Annotated in this window: 16 protein-coding genes; 13 read left to right on the top strand and 3 right to left on the bottom strand. The window is 46.6% G+C overall.

From position 1 onward, the window contains the following. Positions 1 to 12: 12 nt before the first annotated feature. The 8 genes from infC (at position 13) to pheT (ending at position 7,356) form a co-directional block, all read left to right on the top strand. The gene (gene infC, locus HNY42_RS12715) at positions 13 to 543 is read left to right on the top strand and encodes a translation initiation factor IF-3 (RefSeq protein WP_012371059.1); all 531 of its coding nucleotides are present in this window, start codon (positions 13 to 15) and stop codon (positions 541 to 543) included. A 27-nt stretch (positions 544 to 570) separates the two neighbouring features. Continuing rightward, positions 571 to 765: a 50S ribosomal protein L35 gene (rpmI, locus tag HNY42_RS12710; protein ID WP_012371058.1), complete on the top strand. Its 195-nt coding sequence runs from the start codon at positions 571 to 573 to the stop codon at positions 763 to 765. A gap of 37 nt (positions 766 to 802) precedes the next feature. Continuing rightward, positions 803 to 1,162: a 50S ribosomal protein L20 gene (gene rplT, locus HNY42_RS12705; protein WP_012371057.1), complete on the top strand. Its 360-nt coding sequence runs from the start codon at positions 803 to 805 to the stop codon at positions 1,160 to 1,162. Between the two features lie 116 nt (positions 1,163 to 1,278). Further along, a complete protein-coding gene (locus HNY42_RS12700; protein WP_071500229.1) occupies positions 1,279 to 1,761 on the top strand; it encodes a dUTP diphosphatase in 483 nt (160 codons plus the stop codon). A 12-nt stretch (positions 1,762 to 1,773) separates the two neighbouring features. Beyond that, a complete protein-coding gene (locus HNY42_RS12695; protein ID WP_012371055.1) occupies positions 1,774 to 2,856 on the top strand; it encodes a M42 family metallopeptidase in 1,083 nt (360 codons plus the stop codon). 3 nt (positions 2,857 to 2,859) lie between these two features. After that, complete coding sequence (locus HNY42_RS12690) at positions 2,860 to 3,615, top strand: TrmH family RNA methyltransferase (RefSeq protein WP_026827761.1); 756 nt, start codon at positions 2,860 to 2,862, stop codon at positions 3,613 to 3,615. Between the two features lie 309 nt (positions 3,616 to 3,924). After that, entirely contained in the window at positions 3,925 to 4,947 is a 1,023-nt protein-coding gene (gene pheS / locus HNY42_RS12685) for a phenylalanine--tRNA ligase subunit alpha (protein ID WP_026827762.1), read from the top strand. Between the two features lie 12 nt (positions 4,948 to 4,959). After that, entirely contained in the window at positions 4,960 to 7,356 is a 2,397-nt protein-coding gene (gene pheT, locus HNY42_RS12680) for a phenylalanine--tRNA ligase subunit beta (RefSeq protein WP_188004589.1), read from the top strand. A 102-nt stretch (positions 7,357 to 7,458) separates the two neighbouring features. Here pheT and HNY42_RS12675 read toward each other — a convergent pair whose 3' ends face one another. Next, positions 7,459 to 8,643: an MFS transporter gene (locus tag HNY42_RS12675; RefSeq protein ID WP_188004588.1), complete on the bottom strand. Its 1,185-nt coding sequence runs from the start codon at positions 8,641 to 8,643 to the stop codon at positions 7,459 to 7,461. Continuing rightward, a complete protein-coding gene (locus HNY42_RS12670; RefSeq protein WP_131502777.1) occupies positions 8,640 to 9,077 on the bottom strand; it encodes a MarR family winged helix-turn-helix transcriptional regulator in 438 nt (145 codons plus the stop codon). Before HNY42_RS12670 ends, HNY42_RS12675 begins: the two co-directional genes overlap by 4 nt. Before the next feature lie 531 nt (positions 9,078 to 9,608). On the opposite strand from HNY42_RS12670, the gene HNY42_RS12665 reads away from it, so the two are divergent. Next, a complete protein-coding gene (locus tag HNY42_RS12665) occupies positions 9,609 to 11,078 on the top strand; it encodes a UDP-N-acetylmuramoyl-L-alanyl-D-glutamate--2,6-diaminopimelate ligase (RefSeq protein WP_188004587.1) in 1,470 nt (489 codons plus the stop codon). A gap of 18 nt (positions 11,079 to 11,096) precedes the next feature. Here the strand turns inward: HNY42_RS12665 and rnhC are convergent, their stop codons facing one another. Next, positions 11,097 to 12,017 carry a ribonuclease HIII gene (rnhC, locus tag HNY42_RS12660; RefSeq protein WP_188004586.1) on the bottom strand — a complete coding sequence of 307 codons (921 nt, stop codon included), beginning with the start codon at positions 12,015 to 12,017 and terminating at the stop codon, positions 11,097 to 11,099. 119 nt (positions 12,018 to 12,136) lie between these two features. On the opposite strand from rnhC, the gene zapA reads away from it, so the two are divergent. The 4 genes from zapA to HNY42_RS12640 are packed head-to-tail and all read left to right on the top strand — an operon-like array spanning position 12,137 to position 17,052. Continuing rightward, a complete protein-coding gene (gene zapA, locus HNY42_RS12655; protein ID WP_012371043.1) occupies positions 12,137 to 12,373 on the top strand; it encodes a cell division protein ZapA in 237 nt (78 codons plus the stop codon). 2 nt (positions 12,374 to 12,375) lie between these two features. Beyond that, positions 12,376 to 12,924: a CvpA family protein gene (locus tag HNY42_RS12650; RefSeq protein WP_114595277.1), complete on the top strand. Its 549-nt coding sequence runs from the start codon at positions 12,376 to 12,378 to the stop codon at positions 12,922 to 12,924. A 45-nt stretch (positions 12,925 to 12,969) separates the two neighbouring features. Next, a complete protein-coding gene (polX, locus tag HNY42_RS12645; RefSeq protein WP_188004585.1) occupies positions 12,970 to 14,685 on the top strand; it encodes a DNA polymerase/3'-5' exonuclease PolX in 1,716 nt (571 codons plus the stop codon). Then, positions 14,686 to 17,052 carry an endonuclease MutS2 gene (locus HNY42_RS12640; RefSeq protein ID WP_188004584.1) on the top strand — a complete coding sequence of 789 codons (2,367 nt, stop codon included), beginning with the start codon at positions 14,686 to 14,688 and terminating at the stop codon, positions 17,050 to 17,052. The last annotated feature ends 2 nt before the right edge of the window (positions 17,053 to 17,054 follow it).

The raw sequence follows: 17,054 nt of genomic DNA, 5'->3' as shown, positions 1-17,054 counted from the left end.
GTGCTCTGCACGATGGAGGTGCTAACCATTAGCAAAGATCTGTTAATCAATGAAGGCATTCGCGCTCGAGAAGTTCGTCTTATCGGAGCGGATGGTGCTCAACTTGGAGTCCAGTCGCGTACAGAAGCGTTACGTTTAGCTGAGGAAGCTGACCTTGACCTCGTCATGGTCGCACCACAAGCTACGCCGCCAGTATGTAAAATCATGGACTACGGTAAATACCGTTTTGAGTTACAAAAAAAGGACAAAGAAACTCGGAAGAATCAGAAAGTGATTCAGATGAAAGAAGTCCGTCTCAGCCCGACAATCGAGGAGAATGACTTCCAAACGAAGTTCCGTAATGCGAAGAAATTCTTGGAGAATGGTAACAAAGTGAAAGCGAGCATTCGTTTCCGCGGACGTGCCATCACTCACTCAGAAATCGGTAGACGTGTCCTCGAACGTCTCGCTACAGAATTAAGCGAGTTCGGTGTCATTGAACAGAGACCGAAGATGGAAGGACGCAGCATGTTCCTAGTGCTTGCTCCAAAGAAAGAAGACTAATCGAATCGAAGTAGGAGGGAATCTCTCATGCCTAAAATGAAATCGCACCGCGGTGCTTCTAAGCGTTTCAAACGTACTGCTTCTGGTAAATTGAAACGTGGTCGTGCTTACACAAGCCACTTATTCGGTAACAAATCAACTAAAGCGAAACGTAAATTACGTAAAGCTAGCATGGTATCATCGGGTGACTTTAAACGTATCCGTCACATGATCGCTAAGTAATTTACCCAATCGTACACAGATTTAGGAGGGAATTTATATGCCACGCGTAAAAGGCGGATATACGACTCGTCAACGTCGTAAAAAACAACTCAAATTAGCTAAGGGCTATTACGGCTCGAAACATACACTCTTCAAGGTTGCAAAACAGCAGGTCATGAAATCTCTCATGTATGCTTACCGTGACCGTCGTCAAAAGAAACGTGACTTCCGTCGCCTCTGGATCACTCGGATCAATGCGGCTGCACGTATCAACGGTCTTTCTTACAGCCGCATGATGCATGGTCTTAAATTAGCAGGTATCGACGTTAACCGTAAGATGCTCGCTGACCTCGCAGTTACAGATGCAACTGCATTTGCTTCACTTGCTGACACAGCAAAAGCAAAATTGAACGCTTAAGTTCTACAATTCGTCGGGGAATTTAATTCTCCGGCGTTTTTTTTGGATTCATGGTAAAATAAAAAAGCGCATTTTATGGGCTGAGGCAATTTTTTTAGATTAAAAGGAGAATTAAGATGGACTGGTTGACACTTTTTGAAATGCAGGAACAATTGGATAAACGGATTCAGTCAGAACATAATTTGACGGGAAATCAATTTGATGAACGTTTGCTGGCGCTATTAGTGGAGCTTGGTGAGCTTGCGAACGAAACGCGTTGTTTTAAATTCTGGTCGACAAAAGGACCATCGGCTCAAGTCACGATTCTCGAAGAGTATGTGGATGGTGTCCATTTTCTACTTTCGTTAGGACTTTCTTTAGAGTATCGTAAAAACGAATTTGTCGAAGGTGATTACTACCTGACGGCGACAGATGCGTTTTTAGATGTCTATAATAAGACAAACGTGTTTGCGATTTCGCGGACAGAACAAAGTTACGATGTTCTGATTGGTGCTTATCTCGCATTAGGTGCTACACTTGGATTTACACAAGAAATGATTTTCAAAGCTTATGTCGCGAAAAACGAGGCGAATCACGTTCGCCAAGACAACGGTTACTGAGGAGGAAATCAGATGAATGAACAATTACATATGCTGAAACGTCTTACGGACGCAACGGGTGTTCCCGGAAATGAGAAAGAAGTACGTCAATTAATGCGCGAATATCTCGAACCGCATGCAGAAAACTTCCATCAAGATGGATTAGGCAGTTTGTTTGCCGAACGTCAAGGGGCGGGAGAAGATGCACCACGGATTTTGATTGCCGGGCATATGGACGAGGTCGGATTCATGGTCACGAAGATTGATGAGAAGGGATTCCTTCGCTTCCAACCACTCGGTGGATGGTGGGGACAGGTTCTTCTTGCGCAGCGTATGAATATTGTCACGTCATCTGGCGAAGTCATTCCAGGTGTGATTGGTGCGAAACCACCTCATGTTTTACCACCGGAAGCGCGCAATAAACCAGTCGATATCAAAGAGATGTTCATCGATATCGGCGCTACTTCGAAAGAAGAAGTCGAGGGGTGGGGGATCCGACCGGGAGATACGGTTGTTCCGCATTGCGAATTTACTGTGATGAAAAATGATAATTTCTTGATGGCAAAAGCGTGGGATAACCGTGTCGGGTGCGCCATTGCAATCGAAGCGATCAAACGCTTAAAAGAAGAGGGGCACCCGAATACGATTTTTGCCGGTGCTACCGTGCAGGAAGAAGTCGGCTTACGCGGTGCTCAAACGATTGCAAATCTGCTTCGCCCGACGATTGCGTTTGCAGTCGATACAGGAATTCCAGGAGACACACCAGGTATGACGGACCGTGAAGCTTTGTCGAAACTCGGAGAAGGCGTTCAAGTCATCCTGTTTGATGCCACAATGATTGCACACCGTGGATTGATTGATTTTGTCACAACTGTTGCTAAAGAAGAAAACATTAAATATCAATTGGATCTGACACCGGGTGGTGGAACAGATGCAGCGAAATTCCATCTGTCTCATACAGGTGTGCCTTCTCTTGCACTGACTGTTCCGATTCGCTACCTGCATACAAATGTTTCAATCATGCATAAAGCAGATTTCGAAGCAGCCGTGGACTTGATCGTCGCGGTAACAAAACGTTTAGATGCAGAGACGGTCCAAGCGATTTACGAGGGGTAAACTATGAAACACATTTCATCTGCAAAAAACGAAATCGTTAAACAATGGAAAAAATTACTGACTAAAAAAGGACGTCTGCAAACAAAACGTTTCCTGATTGAAGGGGAACATTTAGTCGAAGAAGCCGTTCGTGCCGGAATCATTAAAGAGTTAATCGTGCGCGAAGATGTTCAAGTACCGGGTTCGTGGAAAAAGAATGCCGCTGATTTGATCACGATTGATGAATCAGTCGCAAAAGTACTCTCTGAAACAGAAACGACACAAGGGATTTTTGCTGTCTGTGAGATGAAACAGCAAACTGAACGCTTGGAACGCGGACGTTACCTCTTACTCGACCGTCTTCAGGATCCAGGTAATGTCGGTACAATGATTCGGACGGCAGATGCTGCCGGATTCGACGGAGTGATCATCGGACATGGAACGGTTGATGTCTACAACAGTAAAGTCCTCCGGGCGACACAAGGATCCATCTTCCATTTACCGGTCATCATGATGTCACTTGAAGAAGCCGTTCAAGACTTACATGAACTGGGTGTCTTCATTTTAGGGACTGACTTACGTGGAGCTCAACCTTACACAGATGTTGAGAACCTGGGTGCCATCGGATTGATTATCGGAAACGAAGCGCAAGGTGTTGCTCCCGAGTTGCTTGATCAGTGTGATGGTCGGGCATACATCCCGATTCGCGGAAAAGCAGAGTCCTTAAATGCGGCAGTTGCCGCTGGTATTTTACTGTATCATTTTGCTCCGGCTGATTGAATCCAAGGAACGTTCATGCTAAAGTGAATTACAGCATCATATTTACCTAGACAACGATGGAACAGAGTAGGTTAGAAAACGATTCGATCAGGGAGAGGAAGCCTTAGACTGGGAGCTTCTTTACGAGTCTGCTAGCTGAATTCACTCCGGAGTCGCACGAGAGATCGTGACGGGAGGCGCCCGTTACCGCGCCACTTGAGGACTTGAGGAATTCAGGTCGAACAAGGGTGGTACCACGATTAAATTGAATCGTCCCTTCGGCATTTTGCCGGAGGGACGATTTTTTTATTTGGAAAAGGAGTGAGGAATATGCGTGAACAATTAGAAGCATTGCGTGATGAAGCGCTACAACTGGTCAAGCAGGCAAGTACACAAAAAGAATTAAACGACGTCCGGGTGAAATATCTTGGTAAAAAGGGACCAATTACAGAAGTTCTCCGGGGAATGGGAAAACTTTCAGCAGAAGAACGACCGGTCGTTGGAGAAATCGCGAATGCCGTCCGCGGTGTGATTCAAACAGAACTCGAACAACGCCTTGTCGATGTAAAACAACAGGAAATGGATGCGAAATTAGCGCTCGAAGCGATTGATGTAACACTTCCGGGTCGTCCGAAACAGGTCGGACAAGCGCATTTACTGCAACAAGTAACGGATGAAATCGAAGATATCTTTGTCGGACTTGGCTATACGATTGCTGAAGGTCCGGAAGTCGAACAGGACTTGTTCAACTTCGAAATGTTGAATTTGCCGAAAGATCATCCGGCCCGTGATATGCAGGATTCGTTTTACATCACGGATGAGATTTTAATGCGTACCCATACATCACCGGTACAAGCGCGGACGATGCTCGCTTCAAAAGGTGAACCCATCCGGATTCTTTGTCCCGGAAAAGTCTATCGCCGGGATGAAGATGATGCGACGCACTCGCACCAATTCATGCAAGTCGAAGGTCTGGTCGTCGGCGAAGAGATTTCAATGGCAGACTTAAAAGGAACACTTGAAGCATTCGTTAAACAAATGTTCGGTGAAGCACGTGAAATTCGTTTACGTCCAAGCTTCTTCCCGTTCACTGAACCATCGGTCGAAGTCGATGTGTCCTGTTTTAAATGTGGCGGTAAAGGCTGCAACATCTGTAAGCAGACAGGTTGGATTGAAATTTTAGGAGCAGGTATGGTTCATCCGCACGTGCTTGAAATGGCGGAATATGACAGTACGAAAATGTCTGGCTTCGCCTTCGGAATGGGGATTGAACGAATCGCCATGTTGAAATATGGTGTTGATGATATTCGCCACTTCTATACGAATGACGTTCGCTTCAGCGAACAGTTTTAAGGGGGAAAACAGATGTTAGTCTCAAAACAATGGTTACAGGAATTTGTTGATGTTCGTCAGAAGACAGGTCAGGAATTAGCTGACTTGATTACGAAAAGTGGGATTGAAGTCGAATCTGTCGAGGTGCGGGATGCTGACTTAAGTAATATCGTCGTCGGTCGTGTTCTGACGAAAGAAAAACACCCGGAAGCCGATAAATTAAACGTCACGACGGTCGATATCGGGCAAGAAAAGCCGGTTCAAATCGTTTGTGGTGCACCGAATGTCGATGCCGGACAAGATGTCATCGTCGCTCGTGTCGGAGCCCGTCTGCCTGGCATTAAAATCAAACGCGCTAAACTGCGTGGTGTTGTTTCAGAAGGCATGATCTGTTCGCTTGAAGAACTCGGATTTGAGAAAAAATACATCCGTGAAGATGAACAGGATGGCATTCATACGTTCCGTGAACCGGTCACACCGGGTCAGGACGTCCTTGAATTGCTTGGTCTGCATGATGAGGTATTGGAACTCGGATTGACGCCGAACCGTTCGGATTGTTTGAGTATGTACGGCGTGGCACACGAAGTTGCTGGAATCTTGAATTCAACACCTGTCTTCCCGGACGTCGAAGTACCTGAGGGAACGGCATCGACTCAAGTCACCGTTCAACTGGACTCGGAAGCCTGTACGTTTTATGCGGCCCGGGAAATTCGTGATATTACAATCGTTGAATCCCCATTATGGCTAAAAAATCGTCTGATCGCGAACGGAATCCGCCCCATTAACAATGTCGTCGACATCACGAACTTCGTCTTACTGGAGACGGGACAACCGTTGCATGCTTTTGATGCAAAAAAATTAGGACAACAAATCGTCGTGCGCCAAGCAAAAGCCGGTGAAACGTTCCAGACATTAGATGAAGTTGAACGGACACTTGATCCGTCAATGCTCGTCATTACAGACGGCGAACGTCCGGTGGCACTTGCCGGTGTCATGGGGGGAGCGAACACGGAAGTTGATACAACGACGACTTCGATTGTCCTCGAATCTGCTTACTTTGCACCGGCATCCGTTCGGAAAACAAGCCGCGTGTTAGGTCTTCGTTCGGATTCGAGCTCGCGTTTTGAGAAAGGTGTCGATCCGCGTCGTGTCGTGTTGGCACTTGATCGGGCCGCAATGCTGATTGCTGAACTTGCAGGAGGTACGGTATTATCCGGAACAGCCCAAGCCGGTACACTTCAACTGGAGGATCATCTGATTGAAGGTAGTGTCTCGTATATTAACCACCGTCTTGGTATGGAAATTGAAGGAACTGTCATGAAAGATTTGCTCGAACGTCTTGGTCTTGAAGTCGAGCTGTCAGCAGATGCATTGACAGTCAGTGTACCGACACGTCGTCAAGATTTAATGATTCCGGCTGATTTAGCGGAAGAGGTCGCCCGTCTTTACGGATATGATGCGTTGACGTCAAGCCTACCGCGGGAAGCGAGTCGCGGTTTCTTACCAAAACGTAACCAGCATCGCCGTAAGATTCGTCACCTTCTTCAAGGTGCAGGTCTCTCACAAGCGATTACGTACTCCTTGACGAGTGAGCAACGCGCAATGCAATTCAACGAACAGCAGGATTTACATCCTGTTAAACTAGCGATGCCGATCAGTGAAGCCCGTTCAACACTCCGGACCTCGTTGATTCCAGGATTGCTTGAAGTCGCACAACACAATGCGGCGCGGCAACATGCAGACCTTGCCTACTATGAACTCGGAAGTGTTTATCTGCAACGTGATGCTTCACTTGAGACCTTGCCTCTTGAACAAGAAATGGTAGCAGGAATCATGGTAGGGCTGGCAGAGCAACACCGTGTTCACGGGACGCATGTCAAAGCAGACTTCTTCGTCATGAAAGGAATCGTCGAGACGCTCGCCGAAGCACTTGATGTCTCCTTAACGTATGAAGCTGTAGCCATGCAATCGATGCACCCGGGCCGGACGGCACGGATTTTCCTTGACGGTGAAGCAATTGGCTTTGTCGGACAAGTTCATCCTGGATTATCTAAAGAAGAATACGGTCTGAAGGAAGTATATGTCTTCGAACTCGATGCGATGACATTGCACTCAAAAGAAGCTCGCGTCTACCAAGAGATTTCACGTTTCCCATCGATGACACGTGACGTCGCGGTTGTGCTGAAGCGTGAAGTATCTGCGAGTGAAGTCGAAGCCGTCATCATGCAAGCAGCAGGTCCTCTGTTGAAACAAGTGGAACTGTTTGATGTGTATACCGGTGATAATGTCGGAGCCGATCAAAAGTCGTTTGCATTCTCGTTACGGTATCAAAATAAAGAACGGACACTCGTCGATGAAGAAGTCGCGACAGCCCATCAACAAGTAATCGAAGCTCTTCAATCATCGTTTGAAGCCGAGTTACGTTCTTAATCGTGTCATACAGCGTTCAAGATGTACTCAAAAGTAAATGATTGCCCGAAAAAGGGAGCTGGATGAATGTACATCCAGCTCCCTTTTGATACATACAGAAAATCATGAAGCAAGTTCTTGCTCATGCGGTGGTTCATTTCGGCGGTTGAAAATAAAGTAGATGAAACCACTTGTGAGGACGATGGCACTGCAAAACAAAAACATATTCGAGTAGCCGATTTTGGCTGCAAGACCCGACAGTAGTAATGCGCCGAGACCAAACCCGCTGTCGTAAGCCAAGAAAAAGGTGGAAATGGCTTTCCCTTTTTGGTGTGGTGCGGCATAGGTCAGCATCACCGTCTGGAGTCCAGGGAAAATCGAAGCCGATCCGATTCCGATGATGAGTGCAGCCAAAAGTAACCCGGGTAACGAAGGGAAAACTCCTAAGAGAATAAAACCGAGACCATAGAGCAGGTAAGAAGGAAATAAAACGAAGCCTGGTCCTTTTTGGTCAAACCATCTGCCGGCAAGCGGACGGATTGCCACCATGCCAAGGGCGACGAGGGCATAAAAGTAAGAGGCGTAGGAAATATGGCCAATCGAATCCGTATACAGCGAAATAAAAGCCGCTGTACTGGAGATTGCGACACCGGCCAGAGCAGTTGCAAGTAATAATAACGGACGAGACAGGAAAAGTGATTGATGAAGCCGGAATACCCGCGTATTCGGTACATGTTGACTCGTCAACGGCAAACGGATCATCAGTACGAGTGAAACGAATGCAAGCAGTGCGACTGTGATGAAATAAAGGAAAAAGGCATCGTGTTGAATCAAACTGAGTCCAATGACCGGTCCGAGAACGGATGCGAGATTCATGGATAAAACAAAGTACCCCATGCCTTCACCTTGGCGGGTTTTCGGAATGAGTGTCGTTACGGCCAAGCTGATGGATGAAGATAACATTCCGAAACTAAAACCGTGAAAAATGCGGATGATGATGAGATACAAAAAAGAATTCAAAGGAAGAACCAACAGATAGAAGACACTCATTGTTGTAAACAATGCTGCTGAAATTAACAGCATCCGTTTGACATCATGGCGGTCAAGCCAATGACCAATCAATGGTCGGGAACAGACGGTTGCTAAAATGAAGCTGGTCACGACCCAGCCAAGTGCAGCTTGAGAAACATCAAATTGTTTAGCGGCAAGTAACGGAAGCGAAGCATTGAGTAGATAAAATGTAATGAACAACAACAGATTAATCAATAAAGTCAGCACGTAATGACGATGAAATAAACGGTTTTTCAAAGGGAATCCTCCTGTTCATCTGGACGGTGTGTTGCCAGTAATTGTGTCATGACTGCTGCAATGATGGTTTGGTCGTCGACTGAAACAGGTTGCAGAAATGCACGATGAGCCGACTGGACTGCTTGATCGATTTCACGATAAGACTGACGGGCGGAAGGGGTTAAAGTAATCAGGCGTTTACGCCCAGAACCCGTTCGCGTGATGTAGCCCAACTCTTCGAGACGCGCAACGGTCTTGGTGACAGCGGGTTTTTCAATGACTAAGTATTTAGATAAGGCAACTTGCGAAACGGGTTCGAGAATGGCGACCGCTTTGATTAAACCCCATTGTCCGGTGTGTAATGAAAAAGGCAGAAGCGCCGCATCGATATCACGTTTGGCGAGGCGTGCTACTTTGGATAATTGTCCTAACAAATCTTCTTGAAATGTGTTCATATAAAAAACTCCTTTAAGTTAACTAGTTAACTTAAAGGAGTATACCGGATCGATGACACGATGACAAGTGATTTTTCTGAAGGAAGCGGAAAGGATGGTCAACATGAAGGTAATTGATGCAGCTAGCAGTCGATTCGAGTAGTCGTCGTGCATCAATCGGATGATGGAGTCACCACATTAGTTAAGCACATAGCGGATTAGTTAAGCACATTAAATGAAGGGTTTGAAATTTCTAGAAGCCAAAATGATCGGCTATTAAAAATAAAACGTTACAGCTTGCCGGAAATAGGGTAATTTTACGAAAAGAGAGCTGTTGTTCGATACTGCGCTGAATTCGTCGAATGATACCTTTGATTCTGAATAACAATACATGTTAAAAAGGTCGGAGATGTACTCTTTCATTACTTAACTTAATTTTATCATCATCACCTGAAGTTTAACTGGAGATGAGATGACCTGTATTTTTTAGCGGCAAAACCGGTCTGAACAATGTCACCGTTCGCTTAAACTTAGGAGGAGAGAACCTACATCATGAATCGTCCATATAAACATCTGTCAGAATTAATTGCTCCATTCCAACTTACATGCGAAGAAAATCCCTCCATCACGAGTATCGCGACAGACTCGCGCGAAGTGACAAACGGGAGTCTGTTTATTTGTGTACGCGGTTATACCGTTGATGGTCATCAGTATGCCGAAGAGGCCGTTGCAAACGGAGCCGTTGCAATTTTAGCGGAAGAGCCATTACGTGGATTAGCCGTTCCGGTCGTCATGTTACAGGATACAAAACATGCTGCAGGACAAGTGGCGGATTTGTTTTACGGCCATCCGAGTCAAAGAATGCGGGTTTATGGAATAACAGGTACGAACGGAAAAACGACTACAACAAAATTGACCTATGATTTATTCCGTGCTGCCGGACATAAGGTAGGAATGATCAGTACGATTGGTGCGATGATTGACGGAGAGATGATTGATACACCGAATACGACACCGGAAGCCATCATTTTACATCGTCTGTTACATCAAATGGTCGAGCAGGGCGTCACGGATTGTATAATCGAAGTTTCTTCCCATGCTTTAATGGAAGGGCGCGTCGAAGGAGTACAGTTTTATGCAGCGGCGTTTACGAACCTGACCCATGATCATCTCGACTATCATGCCTCGATGGAAGAATATGCGGAGGCAAAAGCCTTGTTGTTTAAACAAGTCGCAACGAGCGGTGGTCAAGCGGTCATTCTTAATGAAGCTGATCCGGCGAGCCACGTCATGGCGAGAGCAGCGGAAGGGGTACCTGTCACTTGGTATGCGACAAATGCGTTGTCGGAAGCACCCATCACGGTGGAATGGAAAGAAGAAACAGTCAGTGTCCGGATTGACGGGACAGTGACTGAGGTTCCGGTCTTTCTTCTTGGAGACTTCAATGCGGCGAATCTTGCGGCGGCAATCGGACTGATGCAGGCAGGTGAAGTCAATATGTACCAATTGATTCGACACATACCGGAACTTCGTTTGCCAAAAGGACGCTTGGAACAGATTCCGTTCGAGGGGTGTGAAGTGTATATTGATTATGCACATACACCGGACGGACTGGAGAAATGTCTGAAAGCATTGTCTCTTCCGGGTGAACCCTTATATCTGGTATTGAGTGCAGCCGGTGAACGGGATCGTTCCAAACGGGCAGTGATGGGACGTATTGCCAGTCAGTATTGTGATGGAATCATCGTGACGGTTCATGACCCGAGGCACGAAAACCCGCAGCAGATCATTAAAGAGCTTCTGAGTGACATCGCTCCCCGGAAAATCATTACGTGTCATGAGTCACGAAAAGAAGCACTTCAGATTGCGGCAAAGATTGCATTGGCCGGAAAGCGGATGGTCATCGTCGGTAAAGGACATGAACGGTTTGAACAGATTGGGACGGAGCATGTTCCGTTCGATGAAATCAAGATTTTAACGGATGAACTGATTCGATTATCCGGTCAAGAGTCTGCCATGTGAAAAACCGACCATTTTTGATTATGGTCGGTTTCTTTTCTCAGCTAAAGCTTCTGCTTTTTTCGTATTGGCAAAATGATATTTTGTCCATTCTTGTAAGCGTTCAGGTCCGTATTTTAACAAGAGGGAAGCAGCGACCTGGTCGACTTTAGCACCGGCTCCTTTAGGAATTTCCATGCCGGTCTGTCGGCTCAATTTGTCCATCTCCTTTAAGAAGATGGCCCGTGCTAGGATAGAAGCTGCCGCGACAGCGACATGTAATCCTTCTGCTTTCGTTGAAAAATAGACATTGTCTTTGACTTGTTTTGTTTCTCCGGAAAGATGTTTATAATAGGTGGCCTTTTCGGCGAATTGATCAATTAAGATGGCTTGCGGCGGTTCTTCCAGTTGAGTGAGTAATCCATTAAGCGCCGCATTATGAAGCAGGGCGGTCATTTTGCCTTGTGTCATCGTCCGTTGCATTTGATTGTAATCCGGATTATGAAGGATACGATATTCATAAGAAATGACAGCATGCAGATCACGCGCAATCGTTCGGATTTCCGGATCAGAGACATTTTTAGAGTCACGGACCCCGAGCTCACGGACCAGTTTGATTTTCGTGCTGTCGACATAAGCAGCAACGACGACTAAGGGACCAAAAAAGTCACCTTTTCCGACTTCATCACTGCCGACAACCGACCAATTGGCAAATCCTTCAGGTAAAGAGCCGCTTGCCGTCGAAGCTGCTTTTTTTGCAACAGGCGAGCCATACCGGGCAGCAACTGTTTCTGCTTCTTGCCCTTGAAACATGACTTTACCTGAATTATAGACGGTCAAAATACATCCGGTTGTTCGGGCGGCGAAACGTGCATACGGAGGAGGAGAGACTTGATGACGTCCAAAATCCGAAATGACGGTTTCTTGTTTTTCTTTTGTTAACTTTAAAACGACTGTTCCCATGGCTTAATCACCCTTTCGGAAATAAGCATACCATCCTTAAGTCGGATGGTGGACTTCTTTTCCTATTTCAAAAATGATGGTACTATATGAATGAAGCAAAGTATGAGGAGGACAGGAAAATGGCTGATTCAGAAGGGTTGAACCGGACGACGATTCATATTGCAGGAAACGATTATACGATTGTCGGAACGGAGTCACCTGAACATGTACGCGAAGTGGGTCTCCTCGTGGATACAAAAATTCGTGAAATCAGAGACCAGGCACCACAACTCGACGTTCGACAAATTGCTGTCTTGGCAGCTCTCAATATCGGTAGTGATTATGTCAAAATCAAAAAGAATTTGGGTGAACTTTAAACATGATTTCTCTTGTTATCTTATTGTTTTTAGCTTTAGGTACGATGACGGGCGTCCGTCGGGGTGCAGTGTTACAGATAGGTCATTTATTAAGCTTGATTATCTCGTTTATCGTCGCTTTATCGTTTTACGATGAACTGGCCGAGAAGTTCAAGTTATGGATTCCCTATCCATCGACGCTGGATGATGCCGGAATTGATTTGACGATGTTTTCCATCCCGAGTTCAGTCGGTTTGGATGAAGTGTTTTACAAAGCCTTTTGGTTCATCGTCTTGTTTTTTGTGACGAAAATCGTGTTATCCATCATCATTGCGATGTTTGATTCACTGACGAATATTCCGGTTCTCAAGCAGGTAAAAGGTCTATTGGGTGGAGTATTCGGATTCATCGAGATGTATATTTTCATCTTCCTGATTTTATTCTTGGCCGCCTTCGCGCCGGTTCAGTCGATTCAGGATGCCATTGCAAATTCGAGTTTAGCCTCGTTCATGATTCAACATACACCAGTGCTTGCAGATTGGTTGATGCAAAAAGTCGGTTTGATAAAATAACGTGCTCCCGTTGAATGGGAGCTTTTTTTGAGGGGAGAATTGAACATGCGGACGATACAAGATGCGATTCGACATTTAGAAAGAATTTCAGTTTATCTCGAAGTAAAAGGGGAAAATCCGTTTAAAATCAATGCGTTTCGAAAGGCAGCGAGTCTGCTTGAAGCGGCAGAACTGGATTTCATGGCAATTGAAGACTTTACAGCGATGAAAGGAATCGGTAAAGGTACGGCCACAGTACTTGAAGAATTTCGTGAAACCGGAACGAGTACAGCTTTGACAGAACTGGAACAACAGGTGCCGGAAGGATTGATCGCCTTATTGAAGATTCCGGGACTTGGTGGGAAGAAATTAGCAAAATTGCATGAAGTCGGGGTCATTGATGCAGATTCCTTCGCTGAGAAACTGGCGGATGGTACAGTGGAAGCAATGCCAGGCTTCGGAAAAAAGACCGTCGAAAAATACAGTAAGGCACTGGAAACGTTCGAGACGCGACCAGAACGATTACCGTATGGTGTGATGCGCAAAAGTGTCAGTGAACTGGAGCGGACATTAGCCAGGATTGATCAGATCATTCGTTTTGAAGTCGGAGGAAGTTTTCGGCGTGCGGAAGAAACTTGTAAGGATCTCGATTTCATCATCTCGACAGATCAACCAAAAGAAGTGAAAGCACAATTGCTTGAAATTGAACAAATCGATGAAATCATTGCTGCCGGGGAAACGAAGGTCTCGATTGTCCTCAAACGGGACGATGCGTATATTGCAGTTGATTTCCGATTAGTGGATGATTTGGCATTTGCTTCGACGTTACATCACTTTACGGGCTCAAAAGATCATAATGTCCGGATGCGGCAACTGGCGAAAGAGCGCGGCGAAAGCATTTCGGAGTATGGTGTCGAAACCAAGGACGGTCTGTTCCAGCCAAAAACGGAACAGGAGCTGTTTGCCCGTTATGATTTGCCGTTCATCCCACCGGAGTTGCGAGCAGGTCGTCTGGAGTTCGAAGCAGATTTAGACAAGTTGATTCAAGAGGCGGATATCAAAGCGGATGTCCATATGCACACGACATGGTCGGACGGTACGTTGTCTGTCGATGAACTCGTCGATGCTTGTGCGGCGCGGGGATATTCCTGGATGGCGATTACCGATCACAGTAAATATATGAAATTCGTCAATGGATTGACGGAAGAACGATTGCGGAAGCAGCGTGTCGAAATTGAAGCAGCACGCAAAAAACATCCGGCAATGACGATTTTATGCGGGGTCGAGATGGATATTTTACCGGATGGTTCACTGGATTACGAGAATGAATTTTTACAAGAGATGGACTATGTCATCGCCTCGATTCATTCCAAGTTTGATCAGACGGAAGAGGAAATCATGCAACGGCTTGAAAATGCCTGTCGGAATCCCTATGTCTCCTTAATTGCCCATCCGACCGGACGGATCATCGGACGGCGGGACGGATATGCAGTCAACATCGATCGACTCGTCGAGTTGGCGGCTGAAACCGGGACGGCACTGGAGATGAATGCAAATCCCGGACGGTTTGATTTAACCGCCTCGTCCCTTGCAAAAGCGAAGGCGGCAGGGGTTAAAATCATGATCAATACCGATACCCATCGTCCGGAAATGTTAGAAGATATGAAACTTGGTGTCCTGCATGCACGTAAAGCATATTTGGAGCCATCCGATGTCATTAATACGTGGACTGCAAAAGAAGCACGTGCTTTTTTTGATCGAAAACGTTTAGGAGTGAAGTAAATGAATACCAATGCACTACGTGTATTAGAATACGATAAATTAAAAGAACTACTCGCAAAACAAACAGCCAGTTCACTGGGGGCTCAATTTGTGCGGAAGATGGAGCCGGCGGAAGATTTCGAGCAGGTGAAATCGTTGCTTGCTTTGACGACAGAAGCGACGACAGTCTACCGGCTGCGCGACCGTTACCCGTTTGGTGGACTGACGGATGTCCGCAGTGAGGTAAAACGGGCGGAAATCGGCTCTGTCCTCTCGACCAGTGAATTGTTGGCAGTTGCCGACGTCGTCTATTCCGGACGTCAAGTCAAAGCCTTCCAGGAACGGTTGCATGAAGATCACCCGGATCTCCGATTACCGGCGCTTGATAGCCGGATCGAGCAGATTACGAAACTGGTGGAAATCGAACAAGGAATTCGTCACGCCATCGATGATCAAGGAACCGTTCAAGACTCGGCAAGCGATAAACTTCGCTCTTTACGGAGTCAATTACGCTCCCTCGAAGGGCAGGTCCGCTCGAAAATCGACGGTGTATTACGCAGTAAGTCGAAGATGTTATCCGACGCCATCGTCACGATGCGGAATGATCGTTATTGTGTACCTGTCAAACAAGAGTACCGTCAAGCTTTTGGCGGAATTGTCCATGACCAATCGGCGTCCGGTGCGACTTTGTTCATTGAGCCGCAAGCAGTCGTTGCCGCCAACAATGAAATTCAGGAAGCCCGCCTTAAAGAACGAGCGGAAATCGAACGGATTTTAGCCCAACTTTCGGCGCTGGTCGGCTCGGTTGGTGATTCACTTCGAATCAACGTCGACGTCTTGGCAGAACTTGATTTCATCATGGCAAAAGCCTTATACGGTCACACGATTCGTGCCGTTGAACCAAAATTAAATGAAAATCGTCATATCGTCCTGAAAGAAGCACGGCACCCGTTCATTCCGGATGATGAAGTCGTACCGATCACGGTCTCGCTCGGCGGTGAGTTTACGTCACTTGTCATCACGGGACCGAATACTGGCGGGAAAACCGTCACGCTGAAAACAATCGGTTTACTGCAATTGATGGTCCAATCCGGGTTATACGTGCCGGCAGCGGATGAGACAGAGTTGAGTGTTTTTGACGCGATTTATGCGGATATCGGGGACGAGCAGTCCATCGAACAAAATCTCTCGACATTCAGTTCCCACATGACGAACATTGTTTCGATGATGGGGAAAATTGATTTCATGAGTCTTGTCCTGTTTGACGAGCTCGGAGCCGGAACCGATCCGACGGAAGGGGCGGCACTTGCGATTGCCATCTTGGATGAAGTGAAACGACGCGGGGCACGTGTCGCTGCGACGACTCACTATTCGGAGCTGAAAGCGTACGGTTACAACCGGGAAGGCGTTGTTAATGCCTCGATGGAGTTTGATGTCGAGTCGCTCAGTCCGACGTATCGCTTGCTGATTGGTGTACCGGGACGTTCGAATGCCTTTGAAATTTCGAAACGACTTGGGTTAGATGACCGTGTCATTGATGCGGCCCGCGATCAAGTCGGAACGGACGCCCAGTCTGTTGAAACGATGATCGGACGACTCGAGGAAGCAAAACAACGTGCTGAATCCTTAGAGCGGGAATTGTTGCAGGAGCAACAACGATTAGTGGAAGAACGGGAAGAATTCGAGCGGGAACAAGCAGAGATTCATCAAGAAAAAAATGAAATCCTGGCCAAAGCAGAAGAAAAGGCAACGCGTGCAGTCGAACGGGCACAAAAAGAAGCGGAAGCTGTCATCAAACGTCTGAAAGAATTACGTGACGCGGGAGCTGTCAAAGAGCACGAACTGATTGAAGCCCGTAAACAGCTCGAGCAAGCGAAACCTTCGTTACAAGATCAACGGATTGCCAAGGTCAAAGCAAAAACGAACCAGGCTCCGGTATTTGCAAAAGGTGAAGAAGTAAAAGTGACGACGTTCAACCAAAAAGGATATATCATCAATCAAAATTCGAATGGTGAATATACGGTTCAAGTCGGCATCATGAAAGTAAACGTCAAGCCGGGGGATCTCGCCAAAGTCGGGGAAGTGAAAACGGCTTCGAAAACTAAAAAACGCTCCGGTGGAACAAGCATTACGAAACAATCCGCTGCTTCAGCCGAACTGGACTTACGTGGTGTCCGCGTCGAGGAAGGGCTGGCCAAGCTCGACCGGTTCATGGATCAGGCATTGTTATCCAACTACGAACAGATTCGTGTCATCCATGGTCTCGGGACAGGAGCGATGCGTCAAGGAGTACAAGAATATCTACGTGGCAACCGTCATGTCAAAACGCATCGTTTAGGCGGTCAAGGTGAAGGTGGACATGGCGTGACGATCATCGAATTGAAATGAGG

Source organism: Exiguobacterium sp. Helios (genome assembly GCF_014524545.1).
Taxonomy (GTDB): domain Bacteria; phylum Bacillota; class Bacilli; order Exiguobacteriales; family Exiguobacteriaceae; genus Exiguobacterium_A.
Note: the sequence above shows the minus strand (reverse complement) of the source record. Positions and strands in the feature narration are given on the sequence as shown.